Genomic DNA, 23,108 nt, shown 5'->3' on the forward strand with positions numbered 1-23,108 from the left:
CACGGAGTGGCGGGCCTTGCGACACCCGCCCGCGCACCCGTATGCGCCGAGGAGACAGACGGCTCGGCCGCTCCGCCAAGCGCCCGGGGCATCGTTCTTCACGCAGGAGCAGCGGCGAAGTACCGGCACCGGAGATCCGCCTCGGCTCGGTCCGGACACCGGCGCGCCCATCAGGGCCCTCGCAATGTCCCCGGCCGCCATGAAGGAGTCATGCCCTCCAGCCCACAGCATCCCGCGCCCACCCCGAGGGGCTTCCCAGGCGCGGACGCCGAGGACCCCGTGCCGCACCGGGAGGAGTTCCGCCGCCGTCCGCCGGAGTCGCTGCACGGGCCGACCCACGGTGTCGTGGCTCTGCCGCTGCGCATGGCCTGGTCCGGGATGGAAACAGTGCGCTCTCATCATCAGACTTCGACATCATCGACAGGCCATCAGAACGAGCGTCACCGAAAAAGCGCAGGTCAGCAGCACCAGCAACGCAAATGGGACTCAAGACCAAGGTGCATTACGGGCGTCATGGGCGCTACGCGCGAGCTCATGGCACCCTCACCGGCGGCGCCCGTACGGATCCGGGGCGGTCGGGTGTACGGCGCGCTTGTCCTTGGCAGCGCGGTCTGACCCGACTGCGGGGCGAGCCCATCCCACAGGCTCTCGCATCATCGCCAGCGCCTCGGCCGATGTGTCCCGGGCTTGAGGCGCGTTATGAGAACCCGCGTCGGCTGATGTTCAGTCGGACCGGGCGGGGGCCCGTAGTTCGATCTTGTATCCGCCGTCTGAGGTCGGTTCGGCGGTGAGGGTCCCGTCGAGGAGTTCGGCGCGTTCTTTCAGGCCGATGAGGCCGTGGCGGGCGCTGGGGAGGGCGACGGTGGGGCGGGTGGGGGCGGTGTTGGTGACGGTGACGCCGTAGTGGTGTGCGTCGTGCCACAGGTGGACGTCGGCGCGGGCTCCGGGGGCGTGTTTGCGCACGTTGGTGAGGGCTTCCTGGACCGTGCGGTAGATGGTGCGCTGGGCGGTGGTGCTGATGCCGGGCGGGAGTTCGCCGGTCAGGGTGGTCTTGATGCCGCTGTTGGCGATGAGCTGCCGGAGGTCGGCGAGGGTGGGCTGGGGGGTGAGTTCGGTTGCCTTGCCGCCTGAGGCGCGGAGCAGGGTGACCATGTGGCGGAGTTCGTCGAGGGTGTTCGCGCTGAGGGTGCGGATGGTGCGGGCGGCCTCGCGGGCGTCGGGGTCCTTGGCGGCCATCTGCAGGGCTCCGGCCTGTACGGCGATGAGGCTGACCTGGTGGGAGACGACGTCGTGCATCTCGCGGGCCAGTTGGGCGCGTTCCCGGGCGAGGACGGTCTGGGCGTACAGGGCCCGTTCGTGTTCCCGGGCCTCCTCGACCTCAACGAGCTGGCGGGCTACGTCGTGCCTGGCCTGGACGAGCTGGCCGAACAGGACGGGGGCGAAGGCTGTGGCCAGCGTGTAGACGAACTGGACGAGCGTCCAGGTCCGGTCGCCGTCGAACGCGTCGGACAGCGGCCAGGCGAGCGTGCCCGCAGCGGCGTTCAGCAGGGCGCAGCCGGCGAGCAGGGGGCGGTTGCGGGTGGACGCGGCGAGTGTGTACAGGGCTGCGATCGGGGCGACCGCCACGTCCATGAACAGGGTCATGGGCAGGGTCAGCAGGAAGACGGTCAGGGGGAAGCGCCTGCGCAGGAACAGGCCGGCGGAGCCTGCGGCGGCGCAGACCCACATCACGGGGGTGCCCTCGCCCAGGAGGTTGATCCAGGCGTCGAGCGCGGCCAGTGCCACGAGCCCTGCGTCGACGGCCCGGGGCGGCAGTCGCCGCCCCAGGGCCCGGCCCGTGCTCATCGTCCGTTGTCCCGTGCCGTGGTGTCGTCGTGGGTGAGCAGTCCTGCGCGCTCGGCGAGGAGTGCGGCCTGGACGCGGCTGGTGACCCGCAGTTTCGTCAGGATCGAGCTGACGTGGTCCTTGACCGTGCCCTGGCTGAGGTGGATGCGGGTGCCGATGTCGGCGTTGGAGAGTCCTTCGGCGATCAGGACGAGGACGTCGCGTTCCCGGTCGCTGAGGAGGCCGACGCGTGCGACGTCCGCGTCCTGGGGTGCTCCGGCCCCGGGGTGGCTGCGGAGCAGCGCGCGTGAGGCCTTCGGCGACATGACGACGCCGCCCGCGGCCAGGGTGCGGACCAGCTGGGCAAGCTGTTCGGGCTCGGTGTCCTTGAGGAGGAAGCCGGAGGCTCCCGAGCGCAGGGCGGTGAGGATGTACTCGTCCGTGTCGAACGTGGTCAGCATGGCGATGTGCGGGGGGTCGGGCAGTTCCTGGAGCTGCCGCAGCACCGTCAGGCCGTCCACGTCCGGCATGCGGATGTCGAGGAGCACGACGTCCGGCCGCTCGCGCCGGACCACGTCGGCCGCCTGCGCCCCTTCCGCAGTCGCCACGACCTCGATCCCGTCGGACGCGTTCAGGATCATCTCGAAACCGGACCGCACCAGGGCCTCGTCGTCCACCACCATTACCCGGATCACCGGCGTCCCGCCTCACACTCTGCTCTGTTGCTCTGTCCCGCTGCTCCGCGACCCGTGTGCCCGGGGCTTCGCGCGGTCGTACGGGTTCGCCTGACGTCGACCGTACGCCGGGCAGGGTATGCGGTGGCGTGATCGCCCACCGGCTGTGGACACCCGGCGGGTCGGCTCCAGCCGTTCGGGGGGTGCGCTCCGGCCGGTCGGCAGGCCGACGGGCGAGGCTCGGCGGATGGCGGCCGCCGTGCTCGTACCGTGGGATCGGTCAGTGGCCCCGCGCCGAGTCCGAGGGCCGCAGCCGATGTCCGTACCGTTTCGAGGACCGTCCCGCCATGCCCGCCTCAAACCTGCGTCAGCCCCTCCGTGCCCTGCGCCGCCTCGCCGCGCGTCCCCATGTGCTGTTCGGGGGTGTGTACGGAGCGGTGCTGGCCAGCTCCATGGTGGCCGCCCTGTCGGAGCAGGGGGAGACAGCGCCGGACGACCGGTTGAATAGTGCCCAGTGGCTCCTGGTCACGGCCGTCGCCTCCGCCCTGGCCCACGGCTACGCCCACCTGATCGCCCTGCGCGGCGACCGGACCCACCACGGCGTACGCGCCGGGGTGCGGATGCTGCTGTCCGAGTGGCCGCTGGTGGCGGCGACGGCGCCGACGCTGCTCCTGCTGCTCGGGGCGGCCTGGGGATGGTGGCCCTCGGAGGGCGTCGAGTACGTGGTCTTCGCCGTGAACGTGGTCCTGCTGTTCGCCTGGGGCCTGCTCGCGGCCCGCGCCGCCGGCCGCACCTGGGCTTCCGCCCTGCGGATCGGCACGGTGGACTCGCTGCTCGGACTCGTGGTCGTCGTGGCCAACGCCCTCATCAAGTAGAACCACGAACAGCGCCGCCGCCGCCGGAACGGTGAGTGCCGGAACCTCGTAGCCGGTGAGACCCAGGGGCCGGACACTCCCGGGTGGATCCTCGCGGAGACGAGGGATGCGAGGGGGTAGCTCGTATGCGAGGCGCTGCACGTCAGGCGGCGCGCGATTGCCGCCTGAGGAGGGCGGGCAGGCCGGGCGTCGTGACGAAGCCCTCCGCGCGGCCGGCGGCCAGGGCGATCCGGGGCAGTTCGCCGCTCTTCCGGAAGAGGACGAAGCGGGGTTCCCAGACCGGCCGGTACTTGGCGTTCGCCCGGTACAGCGATTCGATCTGCCACCAGCGGGAAAGGAACCCCAGGGTGGTGCGCCACAGCCGCAGGACGGGTCCGGCGCCCAGGCGGTCTCCGCGTTCGAAGACCGACCGGAACATCGCGAAGTTCAGCGAGACCCGGGCCAGTCCCACGTCGTCCGCCTGCCGCAGCAGCTCGATCACCATGAACTCCACCAGGCCGTTGTCGCTGTCGCGGTCCCGGCGCATCAGGTCGAGCGAGAGCCCCTTGTCCCCCCAGGGAACGAAGCTGAGCAGCGCGCGCAGTTCGCCGTGGGCGTCGTGGCACTCGACCATCACGCAGCGTCCGTCGTCCGGCGATCCGAGCCTGCCGAGCGCCATCGAGAAGCCGCGTTCGGTCGCCCCGTCGCGCCAGCGGTCGGCATCGGCCACCAGGCGGGCCATCTCCGGCTCCGGTATGTCCCCGTGGCGGCGCACCCGCACGCTGTAGCCGGCGCGCCGGACCCGGTTGTGCGCCTGCCGGACGCCGCGCATCGCGCGTCCCTCCAGGGTGAAGTCCGCGACCTCCACGACGGCTTCGTCGCCCAGTTCGAGGGCGCTCAGACCGTGTCGTCCGTAGATCACTCCCGCTTCCTCGGACGCCCCCATCACGGCCGGGACCCAGGCGTGCGCCCGTGCCTCGGCGAGCCAGGCGTCGATGGCGCCGGGCCACGCCTCGGGGTCTCCGACGGGGTCGCCGGAGGCCAGGGAGACGCCGTTGACCACGCGGTAGGTCACGGCCGCCTTGCCGCTCGGGGAGAAGACGGCCGCCTTGTCGCGGCGCAGGGCGAAATAGCCCAGGGAGTCGCGCTCGCCGTGCCGGTCGAGGAGGGTGCGCAGCCGGGCCTCGTCGTCCTCGGTCAGCACCACCCCCCGGGGGCTGCGGAACGCCACGTACAGCACGCTCAGGAACACGAGTGCCGCTGTCACGTTGAGCGTTCCGTCGACCCAGCCGGGCACCTGGACTAGGCGGGCGGCCCTCTCGGAGGGGTCCAGCGTGACAAAGCGGGACAGGACGTAGCCGAGGCGGTCGGACAAGCCCGCTCCGGCACCGGTGCCGGTCGCCTGCACCAGCGCCACCCCCAGCGCGCCGCCGAGGAGCACACCGCCGGCCAGGGTCCCGAGCGCGGTCCGCGGGTTGGAGCGGTCGCCCTTCGACGTGAACTCCGTACGCGCCACAAGCAGGGCCAGCAGGAAGAGGGCGGTGAGCGCGGCGGAGGCCCAGTTGATCCAGTGGTGGCGGAAGCCGGGTTCCTCGCCGGGCACGAGCAGCCAGAGGATCATGACCGACAGGGTCAGCGCGGCGAGGACCGTGTTGAGAATCCACGCCGCGCGCTTGCGCCTGCGCATGGTGACGGCCAGGCACAGGGCGAGCATCGCGGACACCAGGCCGGCGGTGAGCAGGTACGGGGTGAAGTGCTCGCCCTCGTTGTGTTCCCGCACCCGGTCGCGCAGGGGAGCGGACAGCACCGCCAGCACATTGAGCAGAGCCATGACACGCAGGTACCAGACGCAGGCTGTGGCCGCCGCGCGACGGCACCGTGGTGTCACCACGGTCGGGCGAGGCTTCACGGCGGTGGTCGGCGGAGTCGTTGATGCGGTCACGTCCACGACATTCGTGAGGATCCGGAGGATTCACCACCCGGCAACCGGCCACACGTACCCCGCCAGGTGGCGGGGGTGCCGGAGCGGCGGATGGTTCTCCCGCCGCATGGCGGGGGGCGACCGGTCACCCGTCGGATACCGCCGGGCCGAAGCATCGACGAGGTTGGGGACACGCGAGCCGGGAGGCCGTGAGCGTCGGCCCTGTCCGACGGACGGACGATCCCGTGTCCGCTCGCCGTGGCCGTGCGTCGGCCGGGAGCAGAAGCAAGGAGCAACCCCGTGTCGGCCACCAGCCGGACCCTGCTCGCCGGTGCCGTCGCAGCGGTCGTCGCCGTACTGATCACTGTTCTGGCCACAGCCGTCGGCAACCTCCCGGGACAGAACAACCAGGGCCTGTGCGGTCCTTCTTCGAGTGTCCCAAGTCAGGAGAGAACATCATGAGTGTTTCGCTGTCCAAGGGCGGCAACGTCTCGCTGAGCAAGGAGGCTCCGGGTCTCGCCGCGGTCCAGGTCGGCCTGGGCTGGGACGTACGCACCACCACGGGCACCGACTACGACCTGGACGCGAGCGCGCTGCTGTGCGGCGAGAGCGGCAAGGTCGCCTCCAACGCGTCCTTCGTCTTCTACAACAACCTCACCAGCCCGGACGGTTCGGTCGAGCACACCGGCGACAACCTCACCGGTGAAGGCGCCGGCGACGACGAGGTCATCAAGGTGAACCTCGCCACCGTACCCGCCGACGTGGCGAAGATCGTCTTTCCGGTCTCCATCCACGACGCCGCCGCCCGCGCCCACAACTTCGGTCAGGTGCGCCACGCCTACATCCGGGTGGTGAACCAGGCCGACGGGGTCGAGATCGCCCGCTACGACCTCAGCGAGGACGCCGCCACCGAGACCGCGATGGTCTTCGGCGAGCTCTACCGCAGCGGCGCGGAATGGAAGTTCCGCGCCGTCGGCCAAGGCTACGTCTCCGGCCTCGTCGGCATCGCCCAGGACTTCGGCGTCAGCCTCTGACCTCCGGGACACCCGTCCCGCAGCCCCGCCCGCGTGGACATCCCCACCACGCGCGGCCGACGGGCCCTCCCAGCCGGCCGCCGTCCGGGCCCGGCCACCCCCTTCGACTCGACCCACCCGGGAGTACGCATGTCCCTCAACCTCACCAAGGGCCAGAGGATCAGCCTGACCAAGCCCGACACGACCCCCCTCAGTCACGTACGGATGGGGCTGGGATGGCAGCCGCGGACGCGCACGGGCTTCCTCGGCAGGCTGATGGGCCCCACGGAGATCGACCTCGACGCCTCCGCGGTCCTGTACGCGGGCCGGCGCGTCGTGGACGTCGTCTACTTCCAGCACCTGACCGGCATCTTCGGTGCCGTGAAGCACTCCGGCGACAACCGCACCGGCGGTGACGGGCCGGGGGACGACGAGGCCATCACCGTCGACTTCACGCGGATGCCGGCGGAAGTGGACCAGATCGTCTTCACCGTGAACTCCTTCACCGGCGCGACCTTCGACGAGGTCGAGAACGCCTACTGCCGCCTGGTGGACGACTCCACGGGGGCCGAACTCGCCCGCTACACCCTGTCCGGCGGCGGCCGCCACACCGCCCAGGTCATGGCCAAGATCTCCCGCATCAACGGGGCGTGGCAGCTGACCGCCCTTGGTGAACCCGCCTCCGGGGCCACCTTCCAGGACCTCCTCCCCACCATCGACCGCCACCTCTGATCCGCCCGCCCGGCCTGCCGGTCGGCGGGGTGGTCCCGGCCGGTCGGCACGGGTGCCACCGAAGCCTGCCGGATAGTCCGCTTCCCTACCGGACCGGGAGATTCCTCATATGACACAGATGCAGCCGTCGCAGGCGACGTCAGCTCCGCAGGAGACTTCGCCTCCAGGACTCCGTACCTCGTCCGAGTCCGCCGGGAAGCCCTCGGGCGGCCCCTCGATGGGTCGTCTCGTCGGCGTGGACCTGGCCCGCGCGCTCGCGGTGTTCGGCATGTACGTCGTGCACATCGGCCCGCCGCTTGAGGCCACGACCGGGTTCGGCACCTGGGTCCGGTACCTGGCCGACGGGCACTCGTCGGTCCTGTTCGCCACCCTCGCCGGGTTCTCGCTGATGCTGATCGCCGGCCGCCGTGAGCCGAAGACCGGCCTGGCGGGCCGGCAGGCGAAGGCCCGGATCGCGATCCGCGCCGTGATCCTGCTGGCCCTGGGCAGCGTGCTGGCGATCGAATACGGGGACGTCGTCATCCTCGGCTTCTACGGCGTGTACTTCCTCCTCGCCCTGCCCCTGCTGCGGCTGTCCGCCAAGGCACTGGCCACCATCGCGGCCGGGCTCGCGCTCGTCACACCCCAGCTGGCGTTCGTCCTGCGCGCGTGGCTGAACGAATCGGTCCAGCAGAGCATCAACGCCTACGACCCGCTCGAGAAGCTCAACGGCGTGGGAGTGATCGATCTGCTCCTCACGGGCCTCTATCCGACGATCACGTGGATGCCGTTCGTGATCGCCGGGATGGCGCTGGCCCGCCTCGACCTGCCGGCCGCCTCCGTCCAGCGGCGCCTGGCCGCCCTTGGCGCCGCCCTCACCGTGGCCGCGTACGGCCTGTCGCTGCTGCTGGCGGGCAAGGACGCGGTGTTCACGGCAACCGGTGGATCGTCCACCGGCTCCGGGTCCTGGTCCGGCGGCTCCGGGTCCGCCTTCAGCGGATCCGGACCGGGGTCCGGCGGCAGTGGCTCCAGTGAGCAGCTCATATCGTCCGCCTCGGACCTCCTGGGTGCCGGCCCGCACACCGGCACCACGTTCGACATCATCGGCAGCGTGGGCGTCGCGATTCTCGTGATCGTGGGCGCGACAGTGCTGATGGACCGCGTGGCACGCCTGCGCCGTCTGGCGAGACCGGTCATCGCCGTGGGCACCATGTCCCTGACGGCGTACGTCGGTCACTTCCTCGCACAGTCCGCGTGGCCCGCCTCCGGCTCCGGCACGACGACGTCGTGGGTGCCCGTGCTCACGTACATCCTGTGCGCGATCGCGTTCGCCGCGGTCTGGTCCCGGTTCTTCCGCCGCGGGCCGCTGGAGGCGTTGCTCAACGCCGCGACCAAGCCGGCGAAGTACGTGCGATGACGCCGGGCCGGGGCGGGCGGTCCTTGACGGCCCGCCCCGGCTCCGACGGCCCTCGGCCGTCTGTCGCAGTCGAGCCGATGGACCGGGGCTCAGTAGGCCGTTCCGTCGGCGTGCCGGCCGGGCGAGCTGGTCAGCGAGCTGATGGTGTGGTGCTTGGCCCAGCCGCCGGTCGCCGAGCCGTCGGGGTTTCGGTTGACGGAAACGCCGTCGGAGTTGGCCTGGCTTGAGGTGTAGGTCATCGACTGGACCGTCGTTCCGGTCGAATCCCGCAGGATGACCTGGTCACCGCTGTTGGACAGGCTGAGGCCGCCGGTGCCGGCCGCCACCGCGACGATGCCACCGGGGATCGCCGAGCCCGCGCCGAACACAGTGATCGCCTTGCCGGGCTGCAGCGTCGTACCGGCCGCGAACGTGTGGCGCACTGCCGTCCCGTCCCGGAGGGTCCAGCCGCCGATGTCGATGGCCGTGCCACCGGTGTTCACGATTTCGATGGCCTCGCCGGCGGTGCTGCTGCCCGGTTCGTTGGCCAGGACCTCGTTGATGATGACGTTCGCGGGTCCGCCGCCACTGTCGGTGGTGACGGTGAGGTTCTGGGTCGTGGTGTGGGTGGCTCCGCCGTTGTCCGTCACCGTCAGCGAGACCGTGTACGTTCCGGCCGACGCGTAGGTCACGGTCGGGTTCGTCGCCGTCGAGGCTTGACCGTTGCCGAAGCTCCAGCTGCGGCTCACGACGGTGCCGTCGGAGTCGGTGCTGCCGTCGGTCAACGTACAGGTGAGAGCGGTGCAGGAAGATGTGTACGAGGCCGTGGGCGGCTGGTTCGTACCACCGCCACCGCCGAGGGTGAAGTCGTAGCGGGCCAGCACCGGGTAGTGGTCGCTCGTCGTCGTCGCGTAGTTCGGGACGTAGGCCTGGGGCTGGAAGGCCTTCGCCGAGCCCGCGACGTACTTGGCCTGCACCTCGTTGGTGTTGAGCTGGTGGTCGATGAAGTCCGGGTAGCCCGTCGTCGACGGTACGCCCGCCAGCGAGAGGGCCCGCGTCGGGAAGGTGTAGCGTGCCGCGTCGTTCACGAAGTTGGCGTACGGGGAGGCCTGCCCGGACGTGATGGAGGTGTCGACGTCGTCGTTCCAGTCACCGAGGACGAAGACGTTCTGCGTGGGGTAGGTCGTGTCGAGGTACGACTTCAGGGCCTGCGACGCGGGATTGCGCAGGTTCCACGCGTCCTGGGTGGAACCGGCCTTCGCGTGCAGGACGATGAAGACGAGGTCACGGGTGACACCGTCGAAAGTGCCGCGCAGCGTGAACTCCACCGGCGGACGGCCGGCGAAGTTGCTGTTCTGGTCGGTCAGGATGACCTTCGCGCTCACCAGGGTGGCCATGCCGGAGCGCCAGACGAGGGCGACCTTCTGCTCGGTGTTGCCGAAGTCCGAGTAGTACTGGGCCCCGTTCGTCACGATCGGGTCGTTGGCCACGACCCCGGTGTACCCGGGCATGCCCGCCACGAGGGTGTTGAAGGCCGAGGTGCTGACGACCTCGGAGAGGCCCCACACGTCCATGTCGGTGCCCGCCATGACGTCGTGCACGTTCTGCTGCTGAAGCGCTTCGTCGGTCGGGCCATAGTTCGGCGCGCCGAACCACTCGACGTTCCAGTTGCCGACGTCGAGCTGCGTCGCCGATCCCTGCGACGGAACCGAGGCGGCGGCGTTCGCCGTGGGGGTGGTGACGAGCGTGGCCAGCGTCAGGGCGGCGGCCAGGCAGGCGGCGCCGAGCGCGGCGGTACGGCGGGGGCGTCTGGCAGGTATGCGACGAGGTGACATGGGGGGTGCCTTTCGCGAGCGGTTGCGGACGGTTCGCGGAATACCGCACCGGGGTTCCGTGAGGAACACACCGTGGCGGCAGGGCAGTTCTATGCGGGCTGGATTGCGCGCGGGGGACCGGAGGGTGTCCTCCGTATGGCAGTTCTACGCGCGTTGCACAGCGTGCACGGGCGCCGGGTTCGGCACCATATCCCGCACCAAAAACATCTGTTGGGCGGCGGCGCCGGGGCCGGCGTGCTCGGCAGCGTCCTGCTTTCGTGGGCCGACCGGGTCACGCCTCGGCGGCCCGGAGGAGGCAAGGCGAAGGTGGTACACGCCACCGGCGCACCGAGGGCCTTCATGGTCCCGGCGCCACCAGCGCGGGTCACCGCCGCCATGATCAGCGCCGCGTGGAGGCCGTGGGCGGGAAACGCGTACCGGGCCAGCTTGTGGCCCAGGCCGTCGTCGACAATCCGGCAGTGCGCGCTCTGCACGGCCTCGAAGGTGCTGCCGTCGAAGGAACTGACGCCGAACTCAAGGCGGTCCGCGTGCGGAGGCAGCCGGGACAGACGGGCGACGAACGACTCCTTGCCCTCCTCGCCCGCGACGTTCTCCACCACCGGGCCGGCGAAGTGCTCGATGGAGCCGTCCGGGTGGGCGGGACTATCGGCGAACACCGCGTCAAGAAAACGGCCTTGGCCGTACAGCAGGCCGAAGGCGCCGAAGCGGCCGCGCCGACCTGGGCAGAGCGAACCAGAGCGCGGAGCGGACCGCCGGCCGATGGCCATCCGCATCAGATGGAGCGGGCGGCCGTCCGCCGTGCGCAGGGGAACCTGCTGGCCCTTGGCCATGAGGACGGGCATGGGGCCTCCAAGAGAGGTGGCGGACAGAGCACGCAGCAGCGAACCGCCCGGTGACGCGCGGCGCTGCCCTCAGCCTCACGCGCTGTCCGGTGCGCCGGTACCCGACGACTGTCCGCCGCCACTCCGCAACTCAGCCGGTCTGCCCCCGCCGTTCGGCGGGGGCAGACCGGCTGAGCACTCCACTCACACGGCGGGGTGCTCGGCCGGGACCAGGAGCTGGGTCGCCGCCAGTTGTGCGTACAGCTCGTCCTCGGCCGCCAGTTCCTGATGGGTGCCGATCGCGCGGACCTTGCCGGCGTCCATGACGACGATGCGGTCCGCGTCCGTCACCGTGGACAGGCGGTGCGCCACCACCAGGACGGTGGTCTCGCGTGCCGTCTCTGCGATGACGTCCCGCAGCGCCAGCTCGTTGACCGCGTCGAGCTGCGAGGTCGCCTCGTCCAGGAGCAGCAGCCGGGGCCTGCGCAGCAGCGCGCGGGCGATCGCCACGCGCTGGCGCTCGCCGCCGGACAGCTTCGAGCCGCGGTGCCCGACCAGGGTGTTGAGGCCGTGCGGAAGACGCTCGACGAGCGTGTCGAGCCTCGTCCGGACGAGGACGGCGCGGATGTCGTCATCCGTCGCTCCGGGCGCGCTGAAGACGAGGTTCTCCCGCAGCGTGCCGGCGAGGACCGGCGCGTCCTGCTCGACGTACCCGATGACGGACCGCAGTTCGGACAGCGGCCACTGCCGGATGTCCGTGCCGTCGACCAGGATGCGCCCGCCGGTCGTCTCGTAGAACCGCTCGATGAGCGAGAAGACCGTCGACTTGCCCGCGCCCGAGGGCCCGACGAAGGCGGTCATCCCGGCGCCCGGCACCTCGAAGTCCACCCGCCGGTGGATGTACGGCAGCCCGGGCCCGTACCGGAAGGACACGTTCTCGAAGCGGACCGCCGCCGGCCGCCGTACGGCCGCCGCCCCGGCCCGCACCGGCCGGTCCGCGGCCGGCGGCTCCGCCGCGAGGCGGTCCACCTCCTGGATCCGGGAGATCGCGGCCGCGCCCTCCTGGTACGCGGAGGCGGCCTCGACCAGCTTGTACACCGGCTCCATCAGGTAGAAGAGGTACAGCAGGAAGGCGATGAGCGTGGAGACGGGGATGTCCCCGGACGCCACCCGCGCCCCGCCGACCGCGAGGACCGCGAGGAACGCCAGCTCGACGGCGAGGTTGTCCGCCGTTCCCAGCAAGGCCTCCCACTTCGCGCCGCGCACGCCGTGGCGCCAGGCCCGCCGGGCCGACGCCTCGATGCGAGCGGTCTCCCGCTGTTCGGCGCCGGACGCCTTCACGGTGCGGAACGCGCCGAAGACCCGCTCCAGGCCGGTGGACATCTCCCCGACCGCGGCCTGGGAGCGCTCGGCGGCCTGCCCGATCCTCGGCATCACCAGGGCGGCGCCCGCCCCGACGACCACGACCACACCGAGCGTGACACCCAGCAGCAGAGCATCCAGGAAGGCCATGACGACGACCGCCGCGATCAGCGTCAGCGCCCCGGTCGCGGCGTTGACCACCGCCTGGGTGCTGACGGCCCGCAGCAGCGTGGTGTCGGAGGTGACTCGCGACATCAGATCGCCCGGCTGCATCCTGTCCACGGCCGAGAGCCGCAGCCGCAGCATCCGGCCGATCAGGCTGCGGCGAGCGGCCAGCACCACCGACTCGGCCGTCCGCTCCAGGACGTAGGCGCCGAACGCCTCGGCCACCGTGCTCAGCAGTACCAGTGCGGTCAGCGCCAGCAGGATGGTGGCGAGTGTGCCACCGGACGAGAGCCGGTCGACGAGCGCCTTCGTGGCCAGCGGCTGGAGCAGCCCTCCGGCGGCGCCCACCAGCGCCAGCAGCAGACCGAGCACGACAGTCCAGCGGTGCGGGCGGACATATCCGTACAGCGCCTTGAGCGTCTCGTGGACGCGCAGGGACTCGGCACCCGTCTCCTCCGGGGCGGACGCGGTGTTCACAAGATTCCTTTCCTCTGTGGTCTGCCCCGCACACGGTCAGCGGTGGGACGGCGTCGGCCCGCTGAGTACGACGGGTCATGCCCACAGCCTGGGGCCTCGGGCGCTCCGTCGGCTATCCGGCAATCGACGGGCGGACCCCCGCCAAGTGACTGGAACAGTCAGCCCACAGCGTGACCAGAGGAACACAGCGCTGACTCGGTCGTCCGTCCAGGCCGGCAGCTCAGCTTCCGAGCATGTGGCCGCGCGACTGGCGCCCGCCCAGGAGGGTGCGCCAGGACTGCTGCGCCCATGCACCGTAGACAGTGCCGTCCGCTCCGACGGAATGCCGCCCTCCGACCAGCTGTCGCACTGGTGAGGAGGGCGGCATTCCCGTGCAGGCAGCACGCCCTGTCGGACGCCAGACGTGCGTACGGTCCACGGACCTCGCCTAGCCTCACGGAACGTCACTACCGACAAGCGAATGAGGCGAGGGCGGTCAACAGCTCGGCACCCAGTACCTGAGCCACCTCAAGGTGCCTCCGACCACACAGCCGAGGCTCCAACCGGCGGTAGCCAAGCACGCATGACGACCCATCAGAAATCGTGCCGCCCGTGCGTCAAACGTGCGTCACGTGCGTCGAATATGCGTCAAGATATCGCCCGTAACGGGCGTGGCACCCATAATGCACAGTCAACAAACCCGCAGGTCAGCGGCCCTTATCGACAGGCTCAAGGATCGCCACGCACTCCACATGATGGGTCATCGGGAAGACATAATACAACGTAACGATCAAGGAACCAGCAGGTCAGACCCCATTTCACCGTGCCCACAGGACGGCCGTGCGTCAGACGAGCGTCACCAGTTCGGCCGCGCGTCATCCGCCGGGGCCAGCACATTCCGCGTCCTCAGCGGCGCCTCCGAGACATAGCGCAACGGCATCTCCGAACCCCTGGCATTCCACCGCTGGCCCACGCCCCCACAGCCACCTTCTGGGGAACACCTCCGTGATCGAGTGGCCTTCTGCGCACTCCAGGACGATCCGTGACTGCTGGACCGCTGGCTGGGCCGACGTGCGCCGAACACAGCCCTCAAGCACCGCCCGCTGGACATCAGTGACCGACAACGGTGGATTCTTCGGACCCGGACGACTCATGCCGGAATAGTGATGACTCAGGTCCCTAGCCGAGCCGCGTATGCCTCAGCAGCCTCCGGTCCTTGACGCTTGCCGCCTCGGAGGCAACAGCATCGGACGGGTGCGGCAGTGCCGGCCGGTCCACCCGGCGTAGCAGGGGCCCCGTCATGAGCGTGGTGGCGAGCGCCATGACGACCATCACCGCGAACATGCGACTGTCCACGACACCGGCGCTGAGGCCGATGTTGAGCAGCACGAGTTCGGTGAGACCGCGCGCGTTGAGCAGCACTCCGAGGATTAGGCCTTCGTGTCTCGGCGCGCTGGCCAGCCGGGCGCCGAGATACGCGCCGAGGAACTTGCCCGTGCACGCGACGCCGAGGACGGCGACGGCCATGACGAGCCCCTTGCCGCCCAGAGCGGAGAGGTCCACGGACAGTCCGGTCACTGTGAAGAAGGCGGGCAGCAGCAGCGCTGCGGCCTGGTCGATCCGTGCCGCGGATTCGGGGTAGTGGCTTTCCGTGTGCCGTCGGGGCACCACCACGCCGAAGAGGAAGGCGCCGAAGGCTGCATGGAGGCCGATCGCGCTTGTGGCCCAGGCCGCCAGAAGGAGCCCTACGACGAACACGGCGTGGGTCAGGGCGGGGCCGCCGAAGCTCCGGCGAGGCGAGAGGAGCCAGGCGAGGCCGGGGCGCACCACGCAGAACAGGACGAGCAGAAAGGCCGTCGTCTGGACGGCCATCAGCGCCAGTGCCCCGGTGGTACCGGTCGAGGCCACGACGAGGACGACGGCCAGCAGCCCCCAGGCCGCTACGTCCTGCACCGCCGCACAGGCCAGGGCGATCGCTCCGGCGCGTCCGTTCTGCATCCCGTGCTCGGCCAGGATCCGTGCCAGCACGGGGAAAGCGGTGATGGACATCGCCGTGCCGATGAAGAGGACCGGTGCCGCCATGCCGTCGATGCCCAGTTCCGCCTGTTCGAACCAGGGGTACAGGACGGCCGCCAGTCCGGTGCCGAGGGCGAAGGGCACCGCCACTGAGCCGAGGGAGACGGAGGCCACCAACCCTCGGGCTCCCCGCAGATGTGCCGCGTCTACCCGGTAACCGATCCCGAACAGGAAGAACGCCAGCCCCAGTTGTGCGAGACCGCCGAGCAGCGACCGGACGTCCGGGGTGAACAGAATGCCCGACACGTCGCCCGGCAGCAGTCCGAGTACACTGGGGCCGAGGGCGATCCCGGCGACGATCTCGCCCATCACCACGGGCTGGCGCAGCCGGACGGCGATCCTGCCGCCGAGGAAGGCGGCCGCGAGCACGACGGCCAGGCTCAGCAGAAGGCGCACCGAGGTGCCCTCTGCCGAGCCCGCGTCCAAGGCTGCTGGCACGAGTCCGGTCGAGCCCATCAGCCCATTCCGTTGCGCACTGCGGTGGCGCGGCTCGCCCAGCTGTCCGGGGCCTCCAGCAGTTCCTTGAGCAAGCGCGGGTCTGTGGCGTAGGCCGCGAGCGCCTGGTCCTGCGGCAGCGCGTGGGTCACCAGGGCCTTCGCCGCACGGTGCCGCCGACGCCATTCCGCCGGCGGTTCGCCCGACCGCAGGATGCGGGCGGGCACGCGCTGTCCGAGGAGGATGGTGTCCACTCCCGCGAGGCCGTAGAACGTGGGCGCGGTGGCCTGCAGAAGGGCCCGGACGAGCGGGTTGCGGTACCGCAGCGGGGCGCCTCCCGCGAAGGCGTCGACGAGCGGCTGAAGTCCGGAGATGTCCGTGCGCGTCCGAGCGTCCTGCCAGAAGGGCGTGTCCTTCCGGGTGTTGAAGCGGTAGTGGATCGACAGGAACCAGCGGATCGCGTCCCACCGGTCGGCGAGCGCCCGGTTCACGAGTTCCCGCGGCGAGGGGTCCGAGAGGGAGGAGGGCAGACTGCTGACGAGCGCCTGGATGCCCATGGTGATCATGAGCAAGCCGCTCGATTCCAGCGGTTCGACGAAGGCGTAGGAGTTCCCGACGGCCATGACGTTTCCTCGCCACGCCTCCTCGTGCCGGCCGACGCGGAACTTCACGTGGCGCGGTTCGGTCGACGCGGGGAAGCGCCGGGCGAGCTCGCGCACCGCCTCCTCCTCGGACAGCGCGGCCGAGGAGTAGACGTAGCCATGGTGGTCGTTCTGCGGCGTGGGAATGGTCCAGCACCAGCCGGCGTCCATGGTGGTGGCGGTCGTGTAGGGCTTGAGGTGCCCGCCGTGGTCGGTGTTGACCGTGACGGCGGAGTCCGTGAAGAGGCTGTCCGCGTAGCTCTGGAAGGGGGTGCCCATGGCCTTGCCGAGCAGCATCGACCGGAACCCGGTGCAGTCGACGTAGAAGTCGAAGCTCAGCTCGCTCCCGTCGTCGGCACGCAGGGCCGAGACGTTCCCGGAGGCGTCCAGGACGGCCTCGCGCAGCCGCGCGTCCACGAGGCGTACCCCGCGCTCCCGGGCCAACCGGGTGAGGAAGGCGACGAAGCGGCCGTTGTCCAGGTGATAGGCGAAGGGCAGGTGCTTCATCAGCGAGACGTGACGGTCCCCCACCCGGAACACCGGGGTGCGGTCGGCCCGCATCAGCAGGGACTGGAGGGAGAAGCCGTCGATCCCGCCGGTCTCGGCCAGCGCGCCCAGCATGCCGATCGCGTTGCTGTCCCAGTCGAACGGCGCCATGAAACCGTCCGGGTCCGGGCCCCAGTCGAACTTGATGCCGAGCTTCCAGGTCGGGTCCACTTCGCGGTAGAGCCGCTCGGGGTCGATGCCCAGGTAATGGTGGAGGAAGGTGATCATGGCGGGCGTGGTGGCCTCGCCCACCCCGATGATGGGGATGGCCGCCGACTCCACGAGCGTGACGTCCAGCCAGGGCCGCTTGGCGCGGAGGGCCAGGGCCGTCAGGTAGCCTGCGGTTCCGCCGCCGATGACGCCGACGGAACGGATCGCGCCCTCGTCGTCGGACGTCGGTCGGAACTCCTCCACGGCGCGCTCCGTGCTGCTGAACAGCGCGCGGGTGCCGACGGGACGGCCCGTGTCGGGACCGTTCGGGTCTCCGGCGAGCCAGTCGCGCACCGCCGTGGCGTCGTGGGCGGGCAGCCCATCGATCAGCTCGGTCAGGTCGGCCGGGACGTTCCGCTTCGGGCTTTCTGATGTCACGCTCAGTTCCCCTTCTCAAGCTGCTCGTTGTCCGTGGCGTGGCGTTCCCGCGCCACGTCGGCCGGTACCGGGGGCACCTCGGCCGGCGCGGGGGGTGCGTCGGCCGACGCCGGGGGCCGCGGGCCGTCGAGATCGGCCCGGATCGCGTCCCGCAGCTCCCCCAGGAGTTCCTCGCGGGCGACCCCGGCTCGCGCCAAGGCCAGTGCCAGGTCCTGTACGGAGTGGAAGCCGGCCTCCTCGGCCCGGGTGGCCAGGTCCGACTCCGGGCGGTGGCCGAGCCAGGCATCGTGCTCGGCGGCGAGCTCTTCGGGGTCCGCGCGGTACCGCCGTTCGAGACGGACCGCTCCCGCCCGGTCCACCCGCTCCTGGTGGGCGGCAGCGCTCCGAGACCAGGTCTCGTACTCGTCGTCCCAGCGAAGCTGGTCGAGTACGAAGCGGGTCGAGCGTTCCGACGCGTGGCTGTACAGGAGCCAGCGCCGCAGGGCCCGTACGCGCGCCGCGTCGCCAGCCAGCGCGCGGAACTCGTCGTGGGAGAGGTGGTTGGCCTCCAGCCAGGCGGAGAACGCCGCGTCGTCCTGCCTGCCGTGCCGGATCCGCCAGCGGGCGGCCTCGGTGTCTACGTCCTGGGGCCCGGGTGCCACCTCCAGCAGCTGGGCGAGCGCGAGTGTCAGGGCCCGAGTGAGTGCGGTGTCGTTGAGCCGTTCGGGAGCGGGGTGGTGCACCTGCACGTGGTCGGCAATGTCGGCGAGGGCGATCGGGGTGTCGTCGACCCGGACTCTTCGCTCCCGGTCGTACAGCGTGCGCATGGCCACGGTCGGCGCCACCGGCGTGCGCAGGGGCCCCCAGGCCGCTGGGTGAGGCTCCAGTGACCGCAGTTCCTCCAGCAGGGAGCGAGCGTCCTGGGCCTTGAGGTCGACGGGGTGGTGCTTCAGGCAGCGGAACACGGCGTCGGCGTCGGCCGCGTCCAGACCGCGCTCGCGCAGAGCGTGCGTCACGGCGCGCGGCGTACGGTCGCCGAAGCGCAGGGCCTTGGCCTCCTCGACCGCCGCGTCACCCACCTGGCGCGTCAGTGCGCCGGTCCGGACCGCCGTGTCAAGGGTGGCCCTTATGTTCACCATGGGCTCGGACATGTGGCGGTACCGGCCGTCGTCGCTGGTGTACGTGAGCGCGACCTCGTCGTCGTCGATCAGTTCTCCCGAGACGAACTGCTCGAACACCTCGCCGCGGCCCACCATGCCGAACTCGGCGAGTTCTGCGGCCCGCAGGGCGCCCATGCTGGAAGCACCGAAGACATGGACCCCGCGTTCGAGCGCCAGGAGGATCTCCTTGTGCCAGACCGACCTGGCCTGCGAGAACTCCCCGTCGATAAGAGCGATCACGGTCGTTCCGGGCTCGGTGGCGGCCGAGATGACGTCGGCCTGCCGGGCCGGCGGCCGGAAGTCGGCGTCCGGGAGGATGCCACGCGCCTCGTCCAGCGGTAGCGAGGGCCCCAGGAAGACGACGGCCGTCATGACGCACCCCTCTCGGGCCGGTTCCGCGCGAACCGTGTCGCGCGTTCCATTGGTGCGTAGCTCTCCATGCGATAGCCCTCCATGCCGGGGACGACGACCTTGACCACGGAGACCGGGTACAGCGGCGAGGACAGGTCGACCACCACGATCCGCCGCAGACCGGCGGCCGCCACTCGCTCCATCAGCAGCCGCACGTCGCCCTGGAAGGTGGTGGTGCCTGTGGAGGGCAGTGGGGCGGGCGCGAAGGGCGCGCCCCCGCTGTTGAGCACCTCCATGCGCCGGTGGTCGCGCTCCGTCTGACGGTGCACGTCCCGGTGCCGGTAGAGGTCGTCGCGCGAGCCGGCGATCGACACGGTCCGGGCCTGCACGGCTTCCGTGAGCGCCCGGGAGAGGGCGATCTCGGGGTCGAGGTGCGCGCCGTATCCGCGGAAGGTGCCGGGAACCAAGTGGCTCCGGTCGAAGATGTCGGCCATGTATACGGGTACGCCGGTGTCGACGGTGCAGTCGAAGACGACCACCGCGATCTCGGCGTGGTCGAGCCGGTCGAGCAGTTCCCGGACCGACGCGTACGGGATCGAGGCATGGTCCACGACCGGCGGGGGCACCCGCTGGACGCTCCACCGTTCCTTGTGGCAGGTGGCCGCGTCCCGCTCGACGACCTCGAGGAGACCGGCGTGGACCGCCTCCAGCAGGTTGTTCCCCGACGCCAGCCCCGACGAGGTGATCTGGAAGGCGTGGAGGTCGTGGACGCGCTCGGTGCGGTTGCCCATGTGGATCATCGAGACGGGCAGCGCCACCTCCTCCTGTCCCAGCAGGTCCCAGCCGGTGGTCCACACGAAGGGCCAGTCGCGGGGGAACGGGGCGGACTTGGCGAGGGGCAGCTCCTCCACCGGCGGCACCGCGTACTCGGAGCGGATGTCGCGGTAGGAGCGCCGCACGGCGCGGGGCCGCCACTCCACTTCGGCGTGGTGCAGCTCCAGGGCCTCCATGGCGCCAGACACCAGGGCGTTCTCCAGAGTCAGTCCCTTACCGGCGTTGGTGCTCAGGGTGCGCCCGTTGGGCCTGACGGCGAGGGTGACGGGGATCCCGATCCGGTCGAGGCCCGTGATGTTCGCGAGCCGGGTGATGCCTGCCCGGGGGAAGCAGGGGCGAATGCGCCGCAGCGTCTCCTCCGGGGGGATGCTGCGGTGCGTACCGGCGAACGTGTGCTTCTCCGCCGTGAGTTCCTCGCCGCGGAAGCAGACGGAGGGGACGTGCGGGGTGAGCTTCTCCCGCTCGATGGGGTGAGTGGTCATCGGGGCGACGTCACCTGCCAGCCAGCAAGGCGGCCGCGAGCGCGACGGAACCCGCCTGGGCACCGTCCTCTCGCTCACGGTCCCGGTCACCGGGGGCGTCCGCGCCGTCCAGGGCGTCGATCGCCCTGAGCGCGGCGTCGTGCCCGCTCCGGTCGATACCGATCTCGACGAGCACCGCACGCCGGGCCGCCGGATCGTCGCCGGTGAGGGCTGCCGCCGAACGGGCGTTCCGAACGAGCGAGTCCACCGTGCGCCGCAGCCACGGGCCGGGTACGTGCGGTGTCATGGGGCGAGTCCTTCCTGGAGGGATCGAACGGTGAGCTCCGCTGTCGCGGCGCGCCACAGCGGAGCCCGGTCAGGGAAGAGCCGACCGCAGTGCGCGCGCAGAACACCGGTGAGTGCCGTCCACCGGTCGGCGGTCGGGCTCGTGGCGAGCGTGTGGACGAACTCGGTGAGGCGCTCGGCGACGACGGGGTCCGGCTCGTGGGGGGCGTAGGCGCGGGCGGCCGGCCGGGCCCGCTCGAAGGAGTGGAGAACCGCACGCAGGTGCTCGACGGGGGCGTCGCCCCCTGCCAGTGATGCGGCCAGGGCGGCAGCGTCCGCAGGGGATCCGCTCATCAGCCGCGCCCATGCCGCGCAGTCGGCCACGCACCGCTCGAGCCGTTCGATGTCGGTCCTGGGGTCGCTCAGGTACCGCAGCACGTCGACGGTGTCCGCGCTCGCCAGCCGGGCGGCGACGTCCCAGCACTCGTCGTCTCCCGGGGAGACGGCCGCGAAGGGCCGCCTTTCGACGCGGCCGTCCAGGATCCAGCCGTCCGCGGTGAACCGGAACACCAGGTCGTCGAGGGCGGCGAGCACTGTTGCCCGGTGGCCGGGCTCCGATGTGCGGCACAGCACCGTCAGGTGGTGCTCGGCCGGCCCGGAGCGCTCTACGTACCACTCCTCGGCCTGTCGGGCCGCCCGGAGTCGGTCCAGCACGGCCGCGACCTCCACCAGCAGCCGGTCGGAGGCCTCGGGGACGCACGCGAACCGGTACGCCACGACCCGCTCCGGGCTTCCCCGTCGGAGCACGGCGGGGCGCGGCACCTGGGTTCGGGGCTCGCACGCGTCGATCAGCACCTCCGCCGTGTGCCTGCCCGACTCGCCGACCACCGCGGGGTGCTCGAACTGGGGCAACTCGACGACCCGCAACGGTGCGTCCTGCCTTACGAGTCGGAGCGCACCCCGGAAGTGGTCCACCGATGCGCTGTCGACCGGCAGGGTGCGTCCGGGCACCCGCAGCCCCAGCCAGCGGCGGTCGCCCACGCCGGGGAGGCAGGCTCGCAGGGCGGCGGCGGGGTCCGGCGCCCGCACCACCGTCGCCAGGACGCTCGGCTGCAAGGACCACTGCTCGGGAGCCACCACGACGGCGCCGTGCGTCACACGGGGCAGGTGCGGCAGCTCGCCGAGCGCGCCCCACTCCCAGCTGAGGGGCTCGGACGGCCGCAGCCGCTCCAAGGCGAACGTGAGCGGTGAGTTCTCGAACCTGGCGACGGACAGCGCGGCGCCGAAGGAGACTGGCGCGCCGGTGTCGGCGTCGGTCAGGAGCGGGGTTCCGTCGGTCCGGAAGGAGATGAGGAGACGTTCCGGGGGCGGCGCGGGGGCCCAGTGTGTGAACTCGAGTACGCCGAAGTCCTCCGCGGTGTCCTCCGGCAGGTCGCGCCATCCGGCGAGGAGCAGGGCACTGCCGACGCTGCCTGGCTCGTCGAGCAGCGCCGCGTGGATCCACCGGTCGGGCGACGCGTCAGGCCGGAACGCTGGCGTGTCCCTGCGGTGAACGGCGAGCTCCGCGAGGTCGACGGGCTCTCCCATGTCCATCCAGCGCGCCAGGGCGCGCGCTATGTGGGTGTGCTGTTCCTGGGCGTATCCGGACGGGTCCGGTGCGGATGGGGGCTCCAGCAGCCGGCGGTCGGGGTCCGCCAGCTCCGCCAGGGGTACGAGGGCGTCGGCGAAGTGTTCTCGTACCGCCTCGCGCAGCCGCGCCGGGGAGGACGGCTCACCGCTCCAGGCGGCCAGCGCGGCGCAGGCCAGTCGCAGTTGATCCACGGTTGCGTGGTCGACAGTGGCGGCGGCGAAGCACGGGGCGACTCGCGCCCGGAAGTGTCGGCCCCCGGGAGCCTCGGCCGCTGCTGACGGAACCAGGCCCGTCGCTGCGTCCGGTCCGAACCCGTCCTCGGCGTACCGGGCCAGGTCGCGAGGTACGGCCAGCGTCTTGTTCAGGTTCTCCAGCACCGTGGCATCGTCGTCCGCGTCGGCCGCACGCAGCCACGCGACGGCCCGCTCGGGGAGGGGCAGAAGCATGTCGTCACCGGCCGGCGAAGGCGCGGGGAGCAGCAGTCCGGCGGCTTCCAGGCGGTTCACGAACTCGTCCACCGCCGGCGTCGACGTCCCGTCGGCCTGGCCGACGAGATGGGCGACGAGGTCCGCTCGGCGTACCGCGCCGTCGCCGCACCGGGCGAGGACTGCCTCGGTGGTCGCTGTCATCCGCATCCGGACGACCCTGACGCCGCTTCTGGCATGCGGGGCGTACAGCCGGTAGTGCGTGGTGTCGCGACGGAGGGTCGGGTTGGCACGGAGCTGACGGCTCTCAGGGCTCTGCCGGGCCAGTGCGGCGCCGACGAGTCCACGCAGTGCGGCCGCCTGTGGGTGTCCGGTCACCCGGTGCCGGTCGCGGGAGCGCAGGAGCAGGGACCGTTCGGGGGCCAGTACGGCTGGGACGGCACCGGCAGCCTCCGGAGGGATGGCCCGGCCCTGGAGCAGGTCGTATGGCACTGCACCGGACGCTGCTCCGCCCAGAAGCGCCTCCCCGGAGGCGCGCAGCAGCAGCCGCTGGACATCGTCGGGGAGGAGTCCGGTCGTGTGCGTAGCCGTCGCCTCGTCGACGCTCAGCAGGGGCACGCGCACGACGACTCGAGGCGTTCCCCCGCCGCGCGGGTCGGGGGCTT

General features: G+C 71.2%; 16 protein-coding genes. 4 read left to right on the forward strand and 12 right to left on the reverse strand.

The features are described 5' to 3' along the window. Positions 1–723: 723 nt before the first annotated feature. Both MUK52_RS07240 and MUK52_RS07245 read right to left on the reverse strand, forming a co-directional pair. Positions 724–1,845 carry a sensor histidine kinase gene (locus MUK52_RS07240; protein ID WP_284575176.1) on the reverse strand — a complete coding sequence of 374 codons (1,122 nt, stop codon included), beginning with the start codon at positions 1,843–1,845 and terminating at the stop codon, positions 724–726. Further along, entirely contained in the window at positions 1,842–2,507 is a 666-nt protein-coding gene (locus MUK52_RS07245; protein ID WP_114054597.1) for a response regulator, read from the reverse strand. Before MUK52_RS07245 ends, MUK52_RS07240 begins: the two co-directional genes overlap by 4 nt. Positions 2,508–2,845: 338 nt before the next feature. Here MUK52_RS07245 and MUK52_RS07250 point away from each other — a divergent pair, with 338 nt between their 5' ends. After that, positions 2,846–3,373 carry a hypothetical protein gene (locus MUK52_RS07250; RefSeq protein ID WP_114054596.1) on the forward strand — a complete coding sequence of 176 codons (528 nt, stop codon included), beginning with the start codon at positions 2,846–2,848 and terminating at the stop codon, positions 3,371–3,373. Positions 3,374–3,515: 142 nt separating this feature from the next. Here MUK52_RS07250 and MUK52_RS07255 read toward each other — a convergent pair whose 3' ends face one another. Continuing rightward, positions 3,516–5,261: a phosphatidylglycerol lysyltransferase domain-containing protein gene (locus tag MUK52_RS07255; protein ID WP_284581672.1), complete on the reverse strand. Its 1,746-nt coding sequence runs from the start codon at positions 5,259–5,261 to the stop codon at positions 3,516–3,518. A 470-nt stretch (positions 5,262–5,731) separates the two neighbouring features. Here MUK52_RS07255 and MUK52_RS07260 point away from each other — a divergent pair, with 470 nt between their 5' ends. The 3 genes from MUK52_RS07260 (at position 5,732) to MUK52_RS07270 (ending at position 8,414) form a co-directional block, all read left to right on the forward strand. Then, entirely contained in the window at positions 5,732–6,307 is a 576-nt protein-coding gene (locus MUK52_RS07260) for a TerD family protein (RefSeq protein ID WP_114054594.1), read from the forward strand. Between the two features lie 129 nt (positions 6,308–6,436). Beyond that, the gene (locus tag MUK52_RS07265; protein WP_284575178.1) at positions 6,437–7,018 is read left to right on the forward strand and encodes a TerD family protein; all 582 of its coding nucleotides are present in this window, start codon (positions 6,437–6,439) and stop codon (positions 7,016–7,018) included. A gap of 217 nt (positions 7,019–7,235) precedes the next feature. Further along, positions 7,236–8,414: a DUF418 domain-containing protein gene (locus MUK52_RS07270; RefSeq protein WP_284575180.1), complete on the forward strand. Its 1,179-nt coding sequence runs from the start codon at positions 7,236–7,238 to the stop codon at positions 8,412–8,414. Positions 8,415–8,503: 89 nt separating this feature from the next. Here the strand turns inward: MUK52_RS07270 and MUK52_RS07275 are convergent, their stop codons facing one another. The 9 genes from MUK52_RS07275 to MUK52_RS07315 all read right to left on the reverse strand — a co-directional run bounded on the left by MUK52_RS07275 (position 8,504) and on the right by MUK52_RS07315 (position 23,061). Next, positions 8,504–10,228: a lamin tail domain-containing protein gene (locus MUK52_RS07275; protein ID WP_284575182.1), complete on the reverse strand. Its 1,725-nt coding sequence runs from the start codon at positions 10,226–10,228 to the stop codon at positions 8,504–8,506. Positions 10,229–10,317: 89 nt separating this feature from the next. Beyond that, positions 10,318–11,058 (reverse strand): TerD family protein, encoded by a 741-nt coding sequence (locus MUK52_RS07280; protein ID WP_284575183.1) that lies wholly within the window; start codon positions 11,056–11,058, stop codon positions 10,318–10,320. A 195-nt stretch (positions 11,059–11,253) separates the two neighbouring features. Then, positions 11,254–13,053, reverse strand: a complete 1,800-nt coding sequence (locus tag MUK52_RS07285; protein WP_284575185.1) for an ABC transporter ATP-binding protein — start codon at positions 13,051–13,053, stop codon at positions 11,254–11,256. A gap of 1,158 nt (positions 13,054–14,211) precedes the next feature. After that, positions 14,212–15,564 (reverse strand): cation:proton antiporter, encoded by a 1,353-nt coding sequence (locus tag MUK52_RS07290; protein WP_284575187.1) that lies wholly within the window; start codon positions 15,562–15,564, stop codon positions 14,212–14,214. Next, a complete protein-coding gene (locus MUK52_RS07295) occupies positions 15,564–17,318 on the reverse strand; it encodes a tryptophan halogenase family protein (protein WP_284575188.1) in 1,755 nt (584 codons plus the stop codon). Before MUK52_RS07295 ends, MUK52_RS07290 begins: the two co-directional genes overlap by 1 nt. 2 nt (positions 17,319–17,320) lie before the next feature. After that, complete coding sequence (locus tag MUK52_RS07300; RefSeq protein ID WP_284575190.1) at positions 17,321–18,829, reverse strand: TfuA-like protein; 1,509 nt, start codon at positions 18,827–18,829, stop codon at positions 17,321–17,323. After that, positions 18,826–20,124 carry a YcaO-like family protein gene (locus MUK52_RS07305; protein WP_284575193.1) on the reverse strand — a complete coding sequence of 433 codons (1,299 nt, stop codon included), beginning with the start codon at positions 20,122–20,124 and terminating at the stop codon, positions 18,826–18,828. Before MUK52_RS07305 ends, MUK52_RS07300 begins: the two co-directional genes overlap by 4 nt. A gap of 10 nt (positions 20,125–20,134) precedes the next feature. After that, positions 20,135–20,410: a hypothetical protein gene (locus tag MUK52_RS07310; protein WP_284575195.1), complete on the reverse strand. Its 276-nt coding sequence runs from the start codon at positions 20,408–20,410 to the stop codon at positions 20,135–20,137. After that, positions 20,407–23,061 (reverse strand): lantibiotic dehydratase, encoded by a 2,655-nt coding sequence (locus MUK52_RS07315; protein ID WP_284575196.1) that lies wholly within the window; start codon positions 23,059–23,061, stop codon positions 20,407–20,409. Before MUK52_RS07315 ends, MUK52_RS07310 begins: the two co-directional genes overlap by 4 nt. Between the last annotated feature and the right edge of the window lie 47 nt (positions 23,062–23,108).

Origin of the sequence: Streptomyces sp. 2P-4 (assembly GCF_030167965.1) — a bacterium.
GTDB classification, from domain to species: domain Bacteria; phylum Actinomycetota; class Actinomycetes; order Streptomycetales; family Streptomycetaceae; genus Streptomyces; species Streptomyces globosus_A.